The sequence below is a fragment of the Streptomyces avicenniae genome (assembly GCF_000719135.1).
Taxonomy (GTDB): domain Bacteria; phylum Actinomycetota; class Actinomycetes; order Streptomycetales; family Streptomycetaceae; genus Streptomyces; species Streptomyces avicenniae.
The window spans coordinates 166,227-183,050 of record NZ_JOEK01000017.1 but is presented as its reverse complement, the minus strand read 5'-3'; the positions used below and the strand labels follow the sequence as shown (position 1 = coordinate 183,050).

General features: G+C 74.9%; 15 protein-coding genes and 1 pseudogene. 10 read left to right on the top strand and 6 right to left on the bottom strand.

All coding sequences use genetic code 11. The annotated features are described in order from the left end of the window. Nucleotides 1-14: 14 nt before the first annotated feature. Together IF27_RS26350 and IF27_RS26345 are read left to right on the top strand one after the other, a co-directional pair. Nucleotides 15-1,166, top strand: coding sequence for an RNA polymerase sigma factor (locus IF27_RS26350; RefSeq protein ID WP_420822054.1), 1,152 nt, complete (start codon nucleotides 15-17; stop codon nucleotides 1,164-1,166). A gap of 97 nt (nucleotides 1,167-1,263) precedes the next feature. Then, nucleotides 1,264-2,112: a pentapeptide repeat-containing protein gene (locus IF27_RS26345; RefSeq protein WP_052852279.1), complete on the top strand. Its 849-nt coding sequence runs from the start codon at nucleotides 1,264-1,266 to the stop codon at nucleotides 2,110-2,112. Between the two features lie 73 nt (nucleotides 2,113-2,185). Here the strand turns inward: IF27_RS26345 and IF27_RS30605 are convergent. After that, a pseudogene (locus tag IF27_RS30605) lies at nucleotides 2,186-2,446 on the bottom strand (sigma factor-like helix-turn-helix DNA-binding protein); the annotation flags it as partial. 124 nt (nucleotides 2,447-2,570) lie between these two features. Between IF27_RS30605 and wrbA the strand changes: the two are divergent. Continuing rightward, a complete protein-coding gene (gene wrbA / locus IF27_RS26335) occupies nucleotides 2,571-3,188 on the top strand; it encodes an NAD(P)H:quinone oxidoreductase (RefSeq protein ID WP_052852277.1) in 618 nt (205 codons plus the stop codon). A gap of 25 nt (nucleotides 3,189-3,213) precedes the next feature. On the opposite strand, the gene IF27_RS26330 is transcribed toward wrbA, so the two are convergent. The 3 genes from IF27_RS26330 to IF27_RS26320 form a co-directional block, all read right to left on the bottom strand. Continuing rightward, nucleotides 3,214-4,647, bottom strand: coding sequence for a xylulokinase (locus IF27_RS26330; protein WP_052852276.1), 1,434 nt, complete (start codon nucleotides 4,645-4,647; stop codon nucleotides 3,214-3,216). 182 nt (nucleotides 4,648-4,829) lie between these two features. Continuing rightward, nucleotides 4,830-6,047, bottom strand: coding sequence for a cation:proton antiporter (locus IF27_RS26325; RefSeq protein ID WP_052852399.1), 1,218 nt, complete (start codon nucleotides 6,045-6,047; stop codon nucleotides 4,830-4,832). 94 nt (nucleotides 6,048-6,141) lie between these two features. Next, on the bottom strand, nucleotides 6,142-6,621 hold the full coding sequence (locus tag IF27_RS26320; protein WP_052852275.1) for a cation:proton antiporter regulatory subunit: 480 nt from the start codon (nucleotides 6,619-6,621) through the stop codon (nucleotides 6,142-6,144). A gap of 362 nt (nucleotides 6,622-6,983) precedes the next feature. On the opposite strand from IF27_RS26320, the gene IF27_RS26315 reads away from it, so the two are divergent. Further along, complete coding sequence (locus IF27_RS26315; protein WP_052852274.1) at nucleotides 6,984-7,616, top strand: winged helix-turn-helix domain-containing protein; 633 nt, start codon at nucleotides 6,984-6,986, stop codon at nucleotides 7,614-7,616. After that, nucleotides 7,613-9,019 carry an MFS transporter gene (locus IF27_RS26310; protein ID WP_110946255.1) on the top strand — a complete coding sequence of 469 codons (1,407 nt, stop codon included), beginning with the start codon at nucleotides 7,613-7,615 and terminating at the stop codon, nucleotides 9,017-9,019. Before IF27_RS26315 ends, IF27_RS26310 begins: the two co-directional genes overlap by 4 nt. Here IF27_RS26310 and IF27_RS26305 read toward each other — a convergent pair. After that, nucleotides 8,917-9,585 (bottom strand): class I SAM-dependent methyltransferase, encoded by a 669-nt coding sequence (locus IF27_RS26305; RefSeq protein WP_110946254.1) that lies wholly within the window; start codon nucleotides 9,583-9,585, stop codon nucleotides 8,917-8,919. The genes IF27_RS26310 and IF27_RS26305 overlap by 103 nt on opposite strands. Nucleotides 9,586-10,102: 517 nt before the next feature. Between IF27_RS26305 and IF27_RS26300 the strand changes: the two genes are divergently transcribed. The 5 genes from IF27_RS26300 (at nucleotide 10,103) to IF27_RS26280 (ending at nucleotide 16,154) form a co-directional block, all read left to right on the top strand. Then, nucleotides 10,103-11,374, top strand: a complete 1,272-nt coding sequence (locus tag IF27_RS26300; protein WP_052852273.1) for a sensor histidine kinase — start codon at nucleotides 10,103-10,105, stop codon at nucleotides 11,372-11,374. Beyond that, the gene (locus tag IF27_RS26295) at nucleotides 11,371-12,042 is read left to right on the top strand and encodes a response regulator (RefSeq protein ID WP_052852272.1); all 672 of its coding nucleotides are present in this window, start codon (nucleotides 11,371-11,373) and stop codon (nucleotides 12,040-12,042) included. The genes IF27_RS26300 and IF27_RS26295 overlap by 4 nt, the downstream gene beginning before the upstream one ends. Nucleotides 12,043-12,116: 74 nt before the next feature. Then, nucleotides 12,117-13,037, top strand: a complete 921-nt coding sequence (locus IF27_RS26290; RefSeq protein ID WP_052852271.1) for an NADP-dependent oxidoreductase — start codon at nucleotides 12,117-12,119, stop codon at nucleotides 13,035-13,037. A 77-nt stretch (nucleotides 13,038-13,114) separates the two neighbouring features. Further along, nucleotides 13,115-14,092, top strand: coding sequence for an aldo/keto reductase (locus IF27_RS26285; protein ID WP_052852270.1), 978 nt, complete (start codon nucleotides 13,115-13,117; stop codon nucleotides 14,090-14,092). A 145-nt stretch (nucleotides 14,093-14,237) separates the two neighbouring features. After that, the gene (locus tag IF27_RS26280) at nucleotides 14,238-16,154 is read left to right on the top strand and encodes a phosphatase PAP2 family protein (RefSeq protein WP_052852269.1); all 1,917 of its coding nucleotides are present in this window, start codon (nucleotides 14,238-14,240) and stop codon (nucleotides 16,152-16,154) included. Here IF27_RS26280 and IF27_RS26275 read toward each other — a convergent pair. After that, the gene (locus IF27_RS26275; protein WP_052852268.1) at nucleotides 16,144-16,806 is read right to left on the bottom strand and encodes a DUF6000 family protein; all 663 of its coding nucleotides are present in this window, start codon (nucleotides 16,804-16,806) and stop codon (nucleotides 16,144-16,146) included. The genes IF27_RS26280 and IF27_RS26275 overlap by 11 nt on opposite strands. Nucleotides 16,807-16,824: the final 18 nt, after the last annotated feature.

The following is a 16,824-nucleotide window of genomic DNA, read 5'->3' as shown; positions in this document are numbered from 1 at the left end:
GGCCGGAGTGTGTCGTGGCGCACACTGAGAGCGGCGCCCACCCCACCCCGCTCCGCGTCCGCACCGCTCCGCTCCGCGTTCCGGCTCCACGCCCGCCCGGCGCCGCCGACAGCGCCCGCCGCCCTCCCGCGCGGCAGCCGCGTCACCGATCCTCGCTGTTTCCGCCTGTCGCGATCACCGGAGGTTCGTCCGTGCAGTCCCAGACGCTCACCACCGAAGCCCCGGCCGCACCCGTCCCGCGGACCGACAGCTCCGGCGGCGCGGGTGACCTCTTCCGCCAGTACCTGCGCGAGATCGGCCGCATCCCGCTGCTCACCGCGTCGGACGAGGTGGAGCTGGCGTCCCGCGTGGAGGCGGGACTGTTCGCGGAGGAGCGGCTGCTGACGGCCACCGGGCTCGACGACCGGACGGCGCTCGACCTCGACCGGCTCGTGGTGCGCGGCAGGCTGGCGAAACGGCAGCTCATCGAGGCCAACCTGCGGCTCGTCGTCTCGGTGGCGAAACGGTACATCGGGCGCGGCATGACCATGCTCGACCTGGTGCAGGAGGGGAACCTCGGCCTGATCAGGGCGGTCGAGAAGTTCGACTACGCGCGGGGCTTCAAGTTCTCGACGTACGCGACCTGGTGGATACGCCAGGCCATGTCCCGCGCCATCGCCGACCAGGCGCGCACCATCCGCATGCCGGTGCACGTGGTCGAGCTGATCAACCGCGTGGTCCGCATCCAGCGCAGCGTCCTCCAGGAGCAGGGCCACGAGCCCAGCGTCGAGGAGGTCGCCGTGCTCCTCGGCCTGACCCCCGCCCGCGTCGGCGAGATCCTGCGGCTGGCCCAGGACCCGGTGTCGCTCCAGGCGCCGGTCGGCGAGGAGGAGGACGTCAACCTCGGCGACCTCATCGAGGACGCGGACATGCCCTCACCCGCCGAGACCGCCGCGTTCATGCTGCTGCGCGAGCAGTTGGAGGCCGTCCTGTCCACGCTCGCCGACCGCGAGCGGCGCGTCGTGGAGCTGCGCTACGGGCTGGTGGACGGCCGTCCGCGCACGCTGGAGGAGATCGGCCGCCTCTTCGGCGTGACGCGCGAGCGCATCCGGCAGATCGAGCACAAGACGCTGAGCAAGCTCCGCGACCACACCTACGCCGAGCAGTTGCGCGGCTACCTGGACTGAGGCCGCCGGTCCTGCGCGCCGCGCGGGGGAGGACAATGGGCGACGGCGCCCGCCGACCGGCCGCCCTCGTCATCGCCACCGCCCAGGAGCGTCCCCTTTGTCACGGCAGTCCCCCGAGACGGCGAACCGCCCCTCCGACGCGCGCGCCGCGCTGCGCGCCGACTGCGGCAGCTGCTTCGGACTGTGCTGCGTGGCCCTGCCGTTCACCGCCTCGGCCGACTTCCCCGTCAGCAAGGACGCCGGGCGGCCCTGCGGCAACCTCACGGACTCCTTCCACTGCGGCATCCACGACCGGCTGCGTGAGACGGGCTACACCGGCTGCACCGTCTACGACTGCTTCGGCGCCGGGCAGCGCGTCTCCCAGATGACGTTCGGCGGGCGCGACTGGCGGGCCGAACCCGGCGCGGCCCGCGCCATGTTCGACGCCTTCGCCGTCACGCGGCAGCTGCACGAGCTGCTGTGGTACCTCACCGAGGCCGTCGCGCTCCCGCCCGCCAGGCCCCTGCGCGCGGAGCTGCGCCAGACCCTCGCCGAGACGCGGCGGCTGGCCGAGGGCGACGCCGCGTCCCTCGCGCGGGTGGACGTCCCCGCGCTGCGCGCCCGGGTCGGGGACCTGCTCGCGCGGGCGAGCGCCCTCGTCCGCGCCACGGTGCCGGGGCGTACCAAGGACCGCCGCGGCGCCGACCTGATGGGGGCCCGGCTGCGTGGCGCCGCGCTGCGGGGCGCGACCCTGCGCGGCACCCTCCTCGTCGCCGCCGACCTGCGGAAGGCGGATCTGCGCGCCGCCGACCTGCTGGGCGCCGACCTGCGGAACGCCGACCTGCGCGGCGCCGACCTGACGGACGCCCTGTTCGTCACGCAGCCGCAGCTCACGGCGGCCCGCGGCGACGCGGCGACCCGCTTCCCGTCCCACCTCACGCGCCCCGCGCACTGGACGGCCGCCTGACACTCCGCGCGCCGCGCCGGTCAGTTCGTCGTCCAGGGGCGGAGCTTCCCCGGGGCCAGCACCGCCCCACCGGGCCACCCGCCCCGGCTGGCCGTCGGGCGCGCGCTCCGAGGACGCGCCGGCGGGCGGACGCGGCCAGCTGGCGGCACGCGGCCGGGGAGCGGCCGACGATCCCGCCCACCTCGGCGAAGGGGTAGCGGAAGACGTCGTGCAGGAGGAACACGACCCGTTCGGCCGGGGTCATCGCGTCGAGCACCACGAGGAACGCCATGGTCACCGACTCGTCGAGCGTGACCTGGTCGGCCGGATCCGTCCCGCCGCCGCCCGGCCGGCCGCCTCACATCCCGAGGCCCCGTCTCGTCATACCGGACGGACCGGACCGTCGGTCAGGTCGGAGCACCTCACCCCGGATCAGCCGGGATCAGCTCTGATCAGCTCGGAGAGAGAAGGAACCGCCCATGCGCCCCGTGAACGTCGCGGTCGTCTACTACAGCGCCACCGGCACCGTCCACACCCTCGCGCGCGCCGTCGCCGAGGGCGCCGAGAAGGCCGGGGCCACCGTGCGGCTGCGCAAGGTCGCCGAGACGGCCCCGGCCGAGGCGGTCGGCGCCAGGCCCGAGTGGGCCCGTCACCTGGAGGACACCGCCGACGTCGCCGAGGCGGCGCACGGCGACCTGGAGTGGGCCGACGCGGTCCTCCTCGGCACCCCCACCCGCTTCGGCAACCCGGCGGGACAGCTGCGGACGTTCCTCGACACCACCGGCCCCCTGTGGTTCCAGGGCAAGCTCGCCGACAAGGTGTACTCCGCCTTCACCGCATCCAACACCGCGCACGGCGGGCAGGAGTCCACCCTCCTGGCGCTGGCGAACACCTTCTCCCACTGGGGCGGCGTCATCGTGCCGCCCGGCTACACCGACCCCGTCCAGTTCAGGTCGGGCAACCCCTACGGCACCTCGCACGTCACCGGTGACGGCCCGCCCGGCGAGGTCGTCCTCGACGCGGCACGCCACCAGGCCCGCCGCGTCGTGGACACCGCGGCCTCGCTCCTGGCGGGCCGCGCCGCGCGCGGGCTCTGACCCGGCGCAGCGCCGCCCCGCCGGGTCAGGCGTCGAGCGCGCCGAGTGCCCCGGGGTGCCGCTCCTCGCGCACCGCCGCGTACTGCTGCCGTACGGCCGCGCCCACCGGCCGCTCCTCGCCAGGGTCCAGCGTCTCGCCCGGCGCGGACGGCCAGGCCGGGGGCGCGTCGGCGGTCAGGCCGCCGCCCGCCACCCCCTGCGCCCAGGCCGCCTGCCGGGCCGCGCCGAGCGCCGTGTAGTCGGCCGGTTCCGGTATGACGACCTGCGCGCCGAACAGGACGGGCGCCAGCGCCTTGACGGCGGGCAGCTCGGCCGCCGGGCCCAGCAGGAAGACGCGGTCGATGCGCACGCCCCGGTGCCGCAGCACGTCGGCCGCGTCCGCGAGGCCGCACAGCATGCCCTCGAACGCGGCGCGTGCCACGTGCTCGGGCTTCATGCTCTCCCGCCGCAGCCCGGCCAGGGTGCCCGCCGTGTGCGGGAGGTCGGGGGTGCGTTCGCCCGCGAGGTAGGGCAGCAGGACGAGGCCGTGCGCGCCCGGTGTCGAGCGCAGGGCCAGCTCCGAGAGGGACGCGAGGTCCTGCCCCAGCATCTCGGCGGCGCCGCGCAGGACCCGCGTCGCGTTCAAGGTGCGCACGACGGGCAGGTGGCGCCCGGTGGCGTCGGCGAGCGACGTGATGGTGCCCGTCGGGTCGGTCAGCGCCTCGTCGTGCACCGCGCAGACGGAGCCTGAGGCGCCGAGCGAGATCACCGCGTCGCCGGGGCCGACGCCGAGGCCGAGGGCGGCGGCCATGGTCTCGCCGGTGCCCGCGGAGATGAGCAGCCCCTCCGGGGTGTGGCCCGCCGTGGCGGCGGGGCCTATGACGTCGGGGAGGTTCACGGGGTGGCCGAGGGCCAGCTCGGCCAGTTCGTAGCGCCAGGCCTCAGAGACGGCCGACCAGTAGCCCGTCGCCGAGGCGCAGCCGCGGTCGGTGGTCCAGCGGCGGGGGCGTCCGAGCAGTTCCCACACCAGCCAGTCCTGCGCCTGGAGCACGGTGGTGGTGCGCTTCGCCGCCTCGGGGTCCTCGCGCGCGAGGCGCCGCAGCTGGGCCAGCGGCTGGTTCGCGTGCGGCACGGCGCCGACCGCCTCGGCCCACGCCGCCCGGCCGCCGAGCGCCTCGACCAGGCCGAGCGCGGCCGTGCGGGCGCCGTCGTCACCCTCGGACAGGGCGGGGCCGACGGGCTGCCCGTCGGCGTCCAGGGGGACCATGCCGAGGGGCTGCGCCGTCACGCCGATGGCCGTGACGCCGTCCAGCATGCCGCCGTCCGTGGCCTCGCCGAGCGAGAGCAGCCAGGCCCCCGGCGTGTTGCCGCCGACCGGATGTTCCGCCAAGCCCTGCCGGACGATCCGCCCGGTCTCCGTGTCGCAGACGACGATGCGTGTGTGGACGGACGAGCTGTCCAGACCGGCGACGATTCCCATGAGGTCAGATGATGCCTCATCCGGTCGGCCCACGGGTCGGGGGCCGTACGGGTGACAGGGTCCGGGCGGTTCCGCGTCGGCCGCCGACCAGGTGGCGCCGCGTGCCGCCGCACGCGCGCGCCATGGCCGGAAGGTCGCCCTGCGGCGGCCCCGCCCGTTCCTTCACTCCCCCCGGGGCGTGCTCAGACGCCCGATTCCGCCCCACGCGGTTCGCCGACGACCTGGGCCGTCTCCTGCTGGCGCGAGCGCCGCCACTCGACGACCCGCCGTGCCACGGGCTCCGTCCACCGTGTGGCGAACGGGCCGACGACCACGAGGATCAGCACGTAGGCCGTCGCGACCGGCGCGATCCGTGGTTCCGTGGCCGACGCGAGCCCCGCTATGACGATGGAGAACTCGCCGCGTGCCACCAGTGCGCCGCCCGCCCTGAACCGGCCCCGTGGACCGATCCCCGCGCGCCGCGCCGCGTAGTAGCCGGTCGCGATCTTCGTCCCGGCGGTCACCACGGCCAGCAGCAGTGCGGGCACCAGCACCGGCGGGATGTCCGACGGGTTGGTCGAGAGACCGAAGAACACGAAGAACACGGCCGCGAACAGGTCGCGCAGCGGCGTGAACAGCCGCCGCGTGTTGTGCGCGACCTCCCCCGACAGCGCGATGCCGACGAGGAACGCGCCGACCGCCGCCGAGACCTGGAGCCGCTGTGCCACGCCCGCCACCAGCAGCGTCAGGCCCAGCACCACCAGCAGGAGCATCTCCGGATTGTCGGAGGAGACGGCCTTGCTGATGACCCGTCCGTGCCGCAGCGCCAGGAAGAGCGCGACGCCCGCGGTGCCCAGCGCGATCGCCAGGGTCACGCTGCCGCTGGCGAGCCCCACACCCGCCAGCACGGTGGACAGGACCGGCAGGTAGACCGCCATCGTCAGGTCCTCGATCACGAGGATGCCGAGGATGACGGGCGTCTCGCGGTTACCGAGACGCTTCATCTCCGTCAGGATCTTCGCGATCACCCCGGACGAGGAGATGTACGTGACGCCCGCCAGCGCGAGCGCGCCCACCGGCCCCCAGCCCAGGAGCAGACCGGCCACCGCCCCCGGTGTGGCGTTCAGCACCAGATCGACGATGCCGGACGGGTACTGCGTCTTCAAGCTGTCCACCAGCTCGGTGGCCGTGTACTCCAGGCCGAGCATGAGGAGCAGGAGGATGACGCCGATCTCGGCGCCGATCTCGATGAAGTCCTCGGTCGTGGACAGGGGGATGAGCCCGCCGTGGCCGAAGGCGAGCCCTATGAGGAGGTACAGGGGAATGGGGGAGAGGCTCAGCCGTCCCGCCAGCCGTCCGACGAGGCCGAGGCCCAGGACGACGGCTCCTAGTTCGATCAGCATGGTAGTTGTGTCGTGCACGATCACCGCACCCTTCGATAGTCGAGGTCATTGACACGGCTCCGTGCAGCGCTGACCGTCGGCGGCCCCGTCCCGGGCGCCGGGTGGACGGATGTCACGCCCCTGCGATGATGTCGGCCAGGTCGTCAACGCCCTCACGGGTGCCGACGACCAGCAACGTGTCACCTGCCTCCAGGCGGAAGTCAGGGCCTGGGGAGGGGTGCGCGCCGGTCCTGCGGAGCACGGCCACGATCGAGGCGCCGGTCCTGGTGCGGGCCTTGGTGTCCCCCATGGGACGCCCGCGGTAGGGCGAGTCGGGCTCGATCGGAATACGTTCGGTGACCAGGTCGATGCCGAGTTCTGCCACGCCGAGCGCGCCCTCGGCCCGCTCCGGTGCCATCACGGAGGCGAGGCGGGCGGCTTCCTCGGACTCCAGCGGCACCGTGCAGGCGCAGGCGTCCGGGTCCTCGGGATCGAAGAAGCTCACGAAACGTCGGCCGTCCTCGTGGGCGACGACGGAGATGTGCCGTCCGTCCCGGGTAGCGACGTCGTACTGGGTGCCGACGCCCGGCAACGGGGTGCGTCGCGTCACCATATGATCTGCCTCCTCAACCGCTGGTCCCCGTCACCCTAACCCGCCCTGGCGCCGGGGGATCAGGCGTGCGGCGTCCGCGGGTGGTGGTGGAAGGGTGTGCGTCTCCATTGTCGCGGACATGAGGCGCAGAGCGAAGTGCCCGGCGGCGGAAGATCGTTGATCATGAGCGGCGCGCGCGGCGGTGTGTCCGCCGGTGCCCGCCGGGCCGATACGTGACCGTGACCCGGGGGCCTTCGCCCTCCCTCCGGCCTGCCTGCTGCCTCCTCGTCTCCCCCTCCCTCGGTGACTCCTTCGGGTGATCGCCCACGTTTTTTTGCAACGAGGTCTTTGCAAAAAAACCTTTGTGGATTACGGTGAGTGACATGACTGGACAGGATGCACACTCCCCGCCGGAGGGCTTCGACCCGCGGTACGACGTCGCCCTCGACGCGCGCGGCCTGCGCGCCCTCGCCCATCCCCTCCGCATCCGTCTCCTCGGCCTGCTGCGCGGCGACGGGCCCGCCACCGCGACCGGCCTCGCCCAGCGGACCGGCCTCAGCTCCGGCGCGACCAGCTACCACCTGCGGCAGCTCGCCGCGGCCGGGTTCGTCGCGGAGGACACCGCGCGGGGCACGGGCCGGGAGCGCTGGTGGCGGTCGGTGCACCGGCGCACCGCGTTCAACGACATGGATGTGGCGCGCAGCGAGCCCGAGGCGACCCTCGCCTACCTGCTGGCCGTCGCCGCCTCGCACGCCGAGCGGACCGAGGCGGCGATCGGCTCGCTCCAGACGATGCCCGCCGTCTGGCAGGAGTCCGTCGGCCTCACCGACGTGGCGCTGCGCCTCACCCCCGAGGAGACCGGTGCGCTGCGCCGCGACCTGCGCGAGGTCGTCGCCCGGTACCGCCGCGACCTCGTGGACGAGCCGGTCGAGGCGCCGCCCGGCGCAGAGCGGGTGACGGTCATCGTCGAGATCCTCCCCGACCCCGCCCTGCCGTCGCCGGAGCACGTCCGGTGAGCGCGCGGCGCGCGGGGCGGGGGGCCGGGCCGCGCCGGGGCCGTCCCCTCCTGGGGCTCCTGACCGCCTTCGCCATAGCCAGGACCGGCACCGGGATCTCGGCGATCGCGCTGCCCTGGTTCGTGCTGGTCACGAGCGACAGCGCCGTCCGCACCGGCCTGGTCGCCTTCTGCGAGCTGACGCCCTACGTGCTCGCCAAGGCGCTGGCGGGGCCGGTCGTGGACCGGACGGGCCCTCGCGTCGTCTCGTGGACGACCGATCTGGTCAGCGCCTCCTGCGCCGCCGTCATACCCCTGCTCCACACGGCCGGGGCGCTCCCGTTCCCGCTGCTGCTCGCCCTCGTCGCCGTGATCGGTGCCGCGCGCGGGCCCGGCGATCTGGCGAAGGAGGTGATGGTGCCCGAGGCGGCCGACCGCTCCGGGGTGCCGATGGAGCGCGCCACCGGCCTGTCCGGGGTGGTCGAGCGGCTGGCGGGCACGGTGGCGCCCGCCGCGGGCGGCGCGCTGGTCGCGCTGGCCGGGGCGATGACGGGCCTGCTCGTCAACGCGGTCTGCTTCGCCCTCGGTTCCCTGGTCATCGCGGCGGTGCTGCCCCGGGGCATGGGCGGTCCCGCTGCCCGTCCCGCCGCCCCGGCTGCCGATCCCGGCGCGCCGCCCGGGGGCGAGCGGGAGCCCGGCTACTGGCGGAGCCTGCGGGAGGGCGCCGCCTTCGTGCGGAGCGACCGGATGCTCGGCTCGCTCCTCGTGCTCGTCGCGGTCACCAATTTCCTGGACGCCGCGTTCAGCGCCGTGCTGCTGCCGGTGTGGGTGCGCGAGTCCGGGTACGGGCCGTCCACGCTGGGGTTGCTGGCCAGCGTCTTCGGCGCCTCCGCCGTCGCGGGCAGCGTGTGCGCCGCGGCGATCGCGCACCGGCTGCCGCGCCGCCCGGTGTTCTTCGCCGGGTTCCTCGTGAGCGGCGCGCCCCGTTTCGTGGTCCTGGCGCTGGCGGCGGAGGGGGCCGTCCCGCTGGGGGCCGTCGTGGCGGTCTTCGCCCTGGGCGGCTGCGGGGCCGGTTTCCTGAATCCGATCATCGGCGCGATGGTCTTCGAGCGGGTGCCCCGGCATCTGCTGGGGCGCGCGCAGGCGATAGGCGACTCCCTCGCCTTCGCGCCGATACCCTTCGGCGGCCTGGCGGCGGGCGCGGCCGTCGTGGTCGTCGGCCTGTCACCCGTGCTGTTCGTCCTGGGGGCGGTCTACCTCGTGGCGACGACGGGCCCGCCGTTCCTCGCGTCGTGGCGGGACATGGACCGGCGTCCCGGCCGTCAGAGCGGGAGCACGCCCGCGGCGGCCGGTGCGGGGGCCGAGGTCGAGGTCGGCGCGGCGGCCGTCACCTCCGCCGAGGAACGGGGGCCGCTCGCGACGTAGACGAAGGCGGGCGGGAAGTTCCGCCAGACGGTCCGGCCCGTCTCCACATGGGCGAACGAGGCGCGGACGCGGGCCCGCTGGCGGCGCGCGGGAGCGGCCCAGCGCGTCCAGGAGTAGCTGAACTGCGTGTAGGCGCCGTCGGGGGCCAGCACCGAGGCGATGGTCTCCACCAGCGGCCGTTCCCCGGTCTCGAAGACGGTGAACGGCAGCCCGCTGACGACGAGGTCGGCGGGGCCCGTGCCCCGTTCGGCGAGGATGCGCGGCAGGGCGTCCGCGCTGTCCTCCACCACCTCGACGCCGGGGAAGCGCCGTGCCAGGTGGCCGGTCATGCGCGGGTTCAGGTCGATGGCGACATGGCGGCCCCTGCCGCCCAGCCGCTCCTGCAAGGCGTGGGTGAACGCGCCGGTGCCCGGGCCGAGTTCGACGACCACCGGGTGGCCGGTCGCGGGCACGACGTCGGCCATGCGCTCGGCGAGCGCGGGGGAGCTGGGGACCAGCGAGGCCGTCCTGACCGGATGCCGGAAGAACTCGCGGACGAACAGCGCGTGTCCCGTGCGCTCCACCATGGTCAGCTCCCTGCCTGTCGCCCTGCGGTGATCACGGTTGATCACGATCGGCGAGCGAGTGGTCGCGCGGCATCCCCAGTGGAGCCGGAGCCTCCGGCCTCAAGGAGGAGGCGGTTCAGCCTTGAGAGGTATGTGACCGCGCGTCAGAGTGTGCTAATGCGGCCGGGGCTCCGCCCGTGCCCGCACGGCCGGAGCCGCCCGGCGGACGGCCGTTCCCCGACTGTGAGAGTCGCCACGCCGAGGCGTCACCGGCCGGGTCCGTGACGCCGTGACGCCGTGACGCCGGGGGAGTGCCGGGGAGAGGCGCGCCGCCGGACGTCCGCACGTGGCCGGGGGAGTGGTCCGGGGCGGGTGCGTGCCCAGTTCATCCCTATCGGGCGGGCAGCGTGACGCGCGCCCAACTACGAGATGAAGCAGTCGAGTTGCCGGTCGGCGTCCCGCGTCACGACGCCCCGGCCGCCGACCGGACGGCCGCCTGACCGGTGGGCTTGCCACCCGGCCGGGATACTGTCGGGCCGTGCTGTTGACGTGGGTGGGACGTGCGGTGGGCGAGCGGTTCGGGCCCGCGCGGCTGGCGGTGCTGGTGATCGGACCCGGCTACCTGCTCTTCATGCAGCGGACCCCCGTGACACCCGGCGACTGGACCGTGACCCTCGCCGCCGCCGCGCTGTTCCTCGGCGGCGGCAGCTGGCCCCTGGCCGTGACCGTCGCCGAGTCCGCCCTGATCGTCGTCGCCCACGGCGTCACCGACTCCACCCCCGTCGTCGCCAAGGTGCTCGCCAGCGTCGCCCTGTTCGAGCTGGCCGTCCGCCGCCCCTACCGCACCGCGCTGCTGGGGATGGTCGCCGTCTCCTTCGCCTACGTCGTCATCCTCGACCAGCACGAGACGGTCGGCGGCGTCCTCGCCGTCGGCTACCGCGTCCTGTGCGTCGTCGGCGCGCCCCTCCTCCTCGGCGCCTACCTGCGCTCCTCCCGCGACGCCCTCGCCCAGGCCCGCGCCCGCGCCCGCGAGGCGGAGGAGCGCCGCGAACTGGCCGCCGAGGGCGCCCGCCTCGCCGAACGCACCGAGCTGGCCCGCGAACTCCACGACCTCGTCGCGCACCACGTCGCCTCCATGGCGCTGCGCGTCGGCGTCGCCCGCGAGGTGCTGCCCGGCCTCGCCCCACCCGTCCGCGAGGTGCTGGACGACGTCCACGCCGCCGCCACCGCGACGCTCGCCGACCTGCGCCGGATGGTCGCCGTGTTACGGGATCCCGCCGCGTTGCAGGACACGGGCCGCGCGGGCTCGCTGCTCGTCGCCCCCGCCGAACTGCCCGCCGCCGTCACCGCCGTCGTCGAGCGCTCCACGCAGGCCGGTCTCCGGGTCGAACCCCGGATCGACCCCGGACTCGACACGCTCGACGCCGTCCGGGGCCTCGCCGTCCTGCGCGTCGTCCAGGAGGGCCTGACCAATGTGGCCAAGCACGCGGGAGCGGGCACCCGCACCCGTGTGTCCGTCACCCTCGCCGAGCCCGAGGCCGAGCCCGCCGCCGCCCCGTCCTGCCACGACACCCGCGCCGAGCGCGTCGCGCGCACCGTCCGCGTCGAGGTGTCGGACGAGGGCCCAGGCAGGCCGCCGTCCGCCCACCTGGCGCTGCGCACCCCCGGCAGCGGCTTCGGCCTCGTCGGCCTGCGCGAGCGCGTCGCGCTCTTCGGCGGCACGCTCGTCGCGGGCCCCGCGCCGCACGGGCCCGGCTGGCGGCTGCGCGCCGAGTTCCCCGCACCGAGGGTCCCCCGGGAGACGCCATGATCCGCACCCTCCTCGTCGATGACCAGCGGCTGGTCCGCGCCGGGCTCCGCATGCTCTGCGAGTCCACCCCCGACATCCGCATCGTCGGCGAGGCCGCGGGCGGCGCCGAGGCCGTCCGCCTCGCCGAGGCGGAGCGCCCCGACGTCGTCCTCATGGACCTGCGCATGCCGGGCATGGACGGCACCACCGCCACCCGCCGCATCACCGAGGCACGCCCCGCCACCCGCGTCGTCGTCCTCACGACCTTCGACGACGACGACCACCTCTACCCCGCGCTCGCCGCAGGAGCCTGCGGCTTCCTCGCCAAGGACGCCGCCCCGGCCGAGCTGACCGACGCGATACGGCAGGCCGCGAACGGCGGCACCCCGTTCAGCCCCGCCGTGCTGCGCCGCCTCGTCGGGCACGCGACGCGCGCCTGGCAGGGCCGCGCCACCGGCCCCTGCGACCCCGTGCCAGAACTGACCGCGCGCGAGCGGGAGATCCTGGCGCACGTCGGCCGCGGGATGTCCAACGCGGAGATCGCCGCCCGCGTCCACATCGGCGTGACGACGGTGAAGACGCACGTCGCGAGCCTGATGCGCAAGACCGGCAGCGCCACCCGCGTCCACCTCGCCGTGTTCGCCGTCCGTCACCCGCCCGGTGGTGGGCCCCGCCCGCAGGGCTCATAGTGGGCGGGAGGCGCTGAGTCCTGCCCGACGAGCGGCGGGGGAGCCCGTCCAGGGAGCCCGCGAGAGGAGCCGGCATGCCGCGCGCAGTGAGGTTCGACGAGTACGGCGACATCGACGTCCTGCGGGTCGTGGACGTGCCGCGCCCCGAACCGGGCCCCGGCCAGGTCCTCGTCGAGGTGAAGGCCGCCGGGATCAACCCGGGCGAGGCGAGCATCCGCAAGGGGCTCCTCGACGCGCAGTGGCCCGCGTCCTTCCCCTCCGGCCAGGGCAGCGACCTGGCCGGGGTCGTCACCGGCACGGGCCCCGACGTGACGGACTTCGCGCCGGGCGACGAGGTCATCGGCTTCACCGACGCGCGGGCGAGCCAGGCCGAGTACGTCGTCGTGGAGGCGGCGAACCTCACGCCCCGGCCCAGCGGCGTGTCCTGGGAGGTCGCGGGCGGCCTCGCCGTCGTCGGCAGCACGGCCTGGGCCTGCGTGGAGGCGGTCGGCGTGGCCATGGGCGACACCGTCGTGGTCGCGGGCGCGGCCGGTGGCGTCGGCACGGTCGCGTCGCAGCTGGCCAGGAACGCGGGCGCCACCGTCCTCGGCCTGGCGGGCCCGGCGCACCACGACTGGCTCGCCGAGCACGGCATCGTCCCGGTCGCGCACGGCGTGGGCGTCGCCGACCGCCTGCGGGCCGTCGCGGGCCGCGCGCCCGACGCGTTCATCGACACCCACGGCGACGGCTACGTCCGCCTCGCCGTCGAGCTGGGTGTCTCCCCCGACCGGATCAACACGATCATCGACTTCGACGCCGCCGGGCAGTACGGCGTGAAGACGGACGGCAACGCCGTCGGGGCGCGCGCCGACGTCCTCGCCCGGCTCGCCGCGCTCCTGCACGACGGGGAGCTTGAGCTGCCCGTCGCCCGCGCCTACCAGCTGGAAGAGGTCAAGGACGCCTACCGCGACCTGGAGGGCGGCCACACGCTGGGCAAGATCGTCCTCGTCCCCTGACGGGCCCCGCCGTCCTCACGCGCCCTCGCCGGGGCAGACTGCGGGGACGGACGGACGACGACGAGGGGAAGGCACCGATGGAGTACACACGCCTGGGCGGCTCGGGACTGCGGGTCTCGCGGATCGTCCTCGGCTGCATGAGCTTCGGCGACCCGGGGCGCGGCACCCACAGCTGGTCGCTCGGCAAGGACGAGGCACGCCCCCTGGTTCGCGCCGCGATCGAGGCCGGGATCACCACCTTCGACACCGCGAACAGCTACTCCCTCGGCGACAGCGAGGTCCTCACCGGCGCGCTCCTGGGGGAGTTCGCCAAGCGCGACGAGGTCATCATCGCGACCAAGGTGTACGGCCGGATGGGTGAGGGCCCCAAGGAGAGCGGCCTGTCCCGCGCCGCCATCCACGCCCAGGCCGACGCCAGCCTCCGCCGCCTCGGCACCGACCACATCGACCTCTACCAGATCCACCGCTACGACCCCGAGGTCCCCGTCGAGGAGACGATGGAGGCGCTGCACGACCTCGTGCGCGCGGGCAAGGTCCGCTACCTCGGCGCCTCGTCCATGTGGACCTGGCAGTTCGCCCTCGCCCAGCACGCCGCCGACCTGAACGGCTGGACGCGCTTCGTCTCGATGCAGAACCAGTACAACCTCCTCATGCGCGAGGAGGAGCGCGAGATGCTGCCGTACTGCCTCGACCAGGGCGTCGGCGTCCTCCCCTGGAGCCCCCTCGCGCGCGGCAGGCTCGCCCGCGAACCCGAGACGGCGACCCGGCGCAGCGCGTCCGACGCGTTCGGCTCCCGCCTCTACCGGCAGGCCGTGGAGTCCGACCGCGAGGTGATCGACGTGGTCGGCGCCGTCGCGGCCGAGCGCGGCGTGTCCCGCGCGCAGGTCGCGCTCGCCTGGCTGCTGCACCGGGAGCCCGTCACCGCGCCCATCGTCGGCGTCACCGGCGACCACCACCTGTCGGAGGCTGTCGCCGCCGTCGATCTGGACCTGACCGACGACGAGGTCGCCCGCCTCGCCGCGCCCTACGTCCCGCGCCTCCCCGAGGGTTTCTGACGGTCCGCCGCCTTCCCGCGACAGGCCGTTCGGCGGCGCGCGCCCCCACCCCGCGCGCCGCCACCGACCGCCAGGTACATTTTCGGGATGTCGGCCGTTCATCACGCCGACAGCGGGCGGCACACAGAATTCAGAAGGCGTACGGGTGGCGGACAGCGAGAACGTACGGACGACGGAGCACGTCTCCCGCGTCCGCCCCGCCGTCCTGTGCGGCCTGTGGCTGCTGGCCGCAGCCGCCGTCGTGCACCGTCTCCTCACGGTTCAAGGACTGCCCGCCGCCGAACGGCTCACCGGCCGCCCCGCCTGGCTAGACGACCCGGAGCTGCCGCTCCACGGCGCGGGCGGCTTCAGCGGCACACCGGCCGCCGCGCTGCTGCTGCGCCCCTTCGCCGCCGTGGCAGGTGACGCCGGGGTCGCGTGGGCGTGCCTCGTCCTGCTGGTCGCCGCCGCGCTGGCCGCGATCGCGGTCCGGGCGCTCCCGTCCACGCAGCGCGCCTGGGCCCTGCCCGCCGCGTTCGCCCTGCTCGTCGTCGCCATCCCCGTGCGCGAGACCGTCACGGCCGCCCGGCTCGACATCGTCGCCGTCCCGCTGGCCCTCGCCGGATGGCTGCTCGCCGCACGCCGCCCGTACGGCGCCGCGCTGATCGGCGTCGCCGCCGCCCTCCAGCCCGCGCTGCTGCTGTTCGCACCGCTCCTCCTGCTGACGGGCCGCCGCAACGCGGCCGTCGTCACCGCCGGGACGTTCGCCGCCGTCACCGCCGCCGCCTGGGCCGTGCTGCCAGGCGACTCGTCCACGTTCTGGCTGCACCACCTCGCCGGAGCCGGACTTGAACCGGCTCCGGACGACCCCGCCAACCAGTCCCTCCACGGCGCCCTGCTCCGCCTCGGCCTCAGCGGCCCGGGCGAGATCGTCCTGTTCACGGCGCTCGCCGCCGCCGTCTGCGCCCTCGCCCTGCGCCGCGCCGCCCGGTACGCCACGGACGGCCAGCCCCTGCTGGCCGCAGCCCTCGTCGGCTGCGCCGCGCTGGCCGCCACCCCGGCCGCCCCGCAGCAGCTCCAGCTGTGGCTGGCGCTCGCCCTGGCCGGACGCGTCGGCCGCCGCACCGCCGACCGCCCCATGTGGCCCGTGTTCGTCGTCCTGGCGCTCGTCGTGCCGGGGGACGCGCTGCTGCCCAAGATCGACTCGCTCGCCGTCATAGGCGACAACGTCCCGCTGCTGTGCGCCCTGCTCGCCGCGTGCGTGCTGCGCTTCCTGACCCGCGACTCCGCGCTGTGGTCCCGGCCGGTACGCGCGGGCCTCGCCTCCCGTCCCAACCTGCTGCTGGAGCTGGCCCTCATCCGCGTCGGGTACTGGGCCTACTCCTACGTACGCGGCTACGTGCGCGGCGACCGCGAGACCGTCGAGGCGCACGGCCACCAGATCCTCGACATCGAACGCTTCCTGCGCATCGACATCGAACACGGCATCAACCACTTCGTCGCCGACACGCCCTGGCTCGCGGACGCCATGGACATGTACTACGCGACCTTCCACTTCGCCGTCCCGCTGACGATCCTCGGCTGGCTGCTCGTCCGCCACCCCGGCACGTACCGCCGGGCCAGGCGCGCCCTCGCGTTCACGACGCTCTTCGGCCTCGCCGGGTTCTGGCTCTACCCGCTGGCGCCGCCCCGCCTCATGCCGGGGCTCGGCTACATCGACACGGCCAACGGCCCGCAGGACCTGGACGACCCGCGCTTCGGCGCGCTCACCGGCGTCACGAACCCGTACGCCGCCATGCCGTCGCTGCACGTCGGCTGGTCGCTGTGGTGCGCGCTCGTCCTGTGGCGGGCCGCGCCGTACGCCTGGCTGCGCGTCGCCGGGTTCCTCTACCCGGTGGCGACGACCGTCGTCATCGTCGGCACGGCGAACCACTACCTGCTGGACGCGGCCGGTGGCGTCCTCGTCGTCGTCCTCGGCTTCGCCGCGTCGCACGCCATCGACCGCGCCCTGACGGCGCGCGCGGCGGCGGCCGAGGTGGGGGAGCCGCCTGACCGCGCGGACCGGCTTCCCGTCAGGGCCTGACCGGGCGCGGGTCGTTGCCTGACGGCCGCGGCCCCGGGGCGAGGCGCGCGTGCCGGTCGATGGCGGCGCGGACGCCGTCGAAGTGCTCCTTGGTCCGTGCGGGCACCGGCTCGTGGACGGTGGCCCAGCTCTCCCAGAGCCCGCCAGGCACCAGCAGCGGCCCCGCGTGGTCGCTGCCCAGGACACCGTCGAGGTGGAGCAGCGCGCCGATCGCGAGGTACTGGTCGAAGCGGCGGTCGGGCCGACGGAGGTAGTGCTTCAGGTAGGCCAGGAGCAGGGCGGCGTCCTTGCGCGTGCCGAGCAGGGCGAGGGCGGAGCAGTGGCTCCACCCGGCGTCGTCCCGCTCCTTGGCGGTGCGCAGGAACGTGCCGAGCCGGTCGCGGAACCGCTCGCGGCGGTCCACCCCGATCATCCACGCCGCGACCGTGCGGGCGTCCGGGTCGGGCGACCTGAGCAGAAGCTCCACCTCGGCGTCGGTGATCCGCCGCGCGTCACGGCCGAGGTCCTGGAGGAACGGGGCCAGCTCCTGGTCCGGCAGCGCGTCGAGGTGGCGGAGGACCAGGTACCTGGGGGAGTCGAACTCGGGCGATCCGTCCACGTAGCGGCGCAGCGCGGCGGGTTCAGGACCGTCCACCGACGGCGGGAGGGGCATCGCGCGATCCTGTCACGG

What these genes read in the sequence shown, in the direction of transcription:
- IF27_RS26305 (WP_110946254.1), bottom strand. Translation starts at nt 9,585, where the DNA reads ATGGTGGAGCGCACGGGACACGCGCTGTTCGTCCGCGAGTTCTTCCGG.
- IF27_RS26285 (WP_052852270.1), top strand. Translation starts at nt 13,115, where the DNA reads ATGGAGTACACACGCCTGGGCGGCTCGGGACTGCGGGTCTCGCGGATC.
- IF27_RS26295 (WP_052852272.1), top strand. Translation starts at nt 11,371, where the DNA reads ATGATCCGCACCCTCCTCGTCGATGACCAGCGGCTGGTCCGCGCCGGG.
- IF27_RS26330 (WP_052852276.1), bottom strand. Translation starts at nt 4,647, where the DNA reads ATGGGAATCGTCGCCGGTCTGGACAGCTCGTCCGTCCACACACGCATC.
- wrbA (WP_052852277.1), top strand. Translation starts at nt 2,571, where the DNA reads ATGCGCCCCGTGAACGTCGCGGTCGTCTACTACAGCGCCACCGGCACC.
- IF27_RS26290 (WP_052852271.1), top strand. Translation starts at nt 12,117, where the DNA reads ATGCCGCGCGCAGTGAGGTTCGACGAGTACGGCGACATCGACGTCCTG.
- IF27_RS26315 (WP_052852274.1), top strand. Translation starts at nt 6,984, where the DNA reads ATGACTGGACAGGATGCACACTCCCCGCCGGAGGGCTTCGACCCGCGG.
- IF27_RS26275 (WP_052852268.1), bottom strand. Translation starts at nt 16,806, where the DNA reads ATGCCCCTCCCGCCGTCGGTGGACGGTCCTGAACCCGCCGCGCTGCGC.
- IF27_RS26320 (WP_052852275.1), bottom strand. Translation starts at nt 6,621, where the DNA reads ATGGTGACGCGACGCACCCCGTTGCCGGGCGTCGGCACCCAGTACGAC.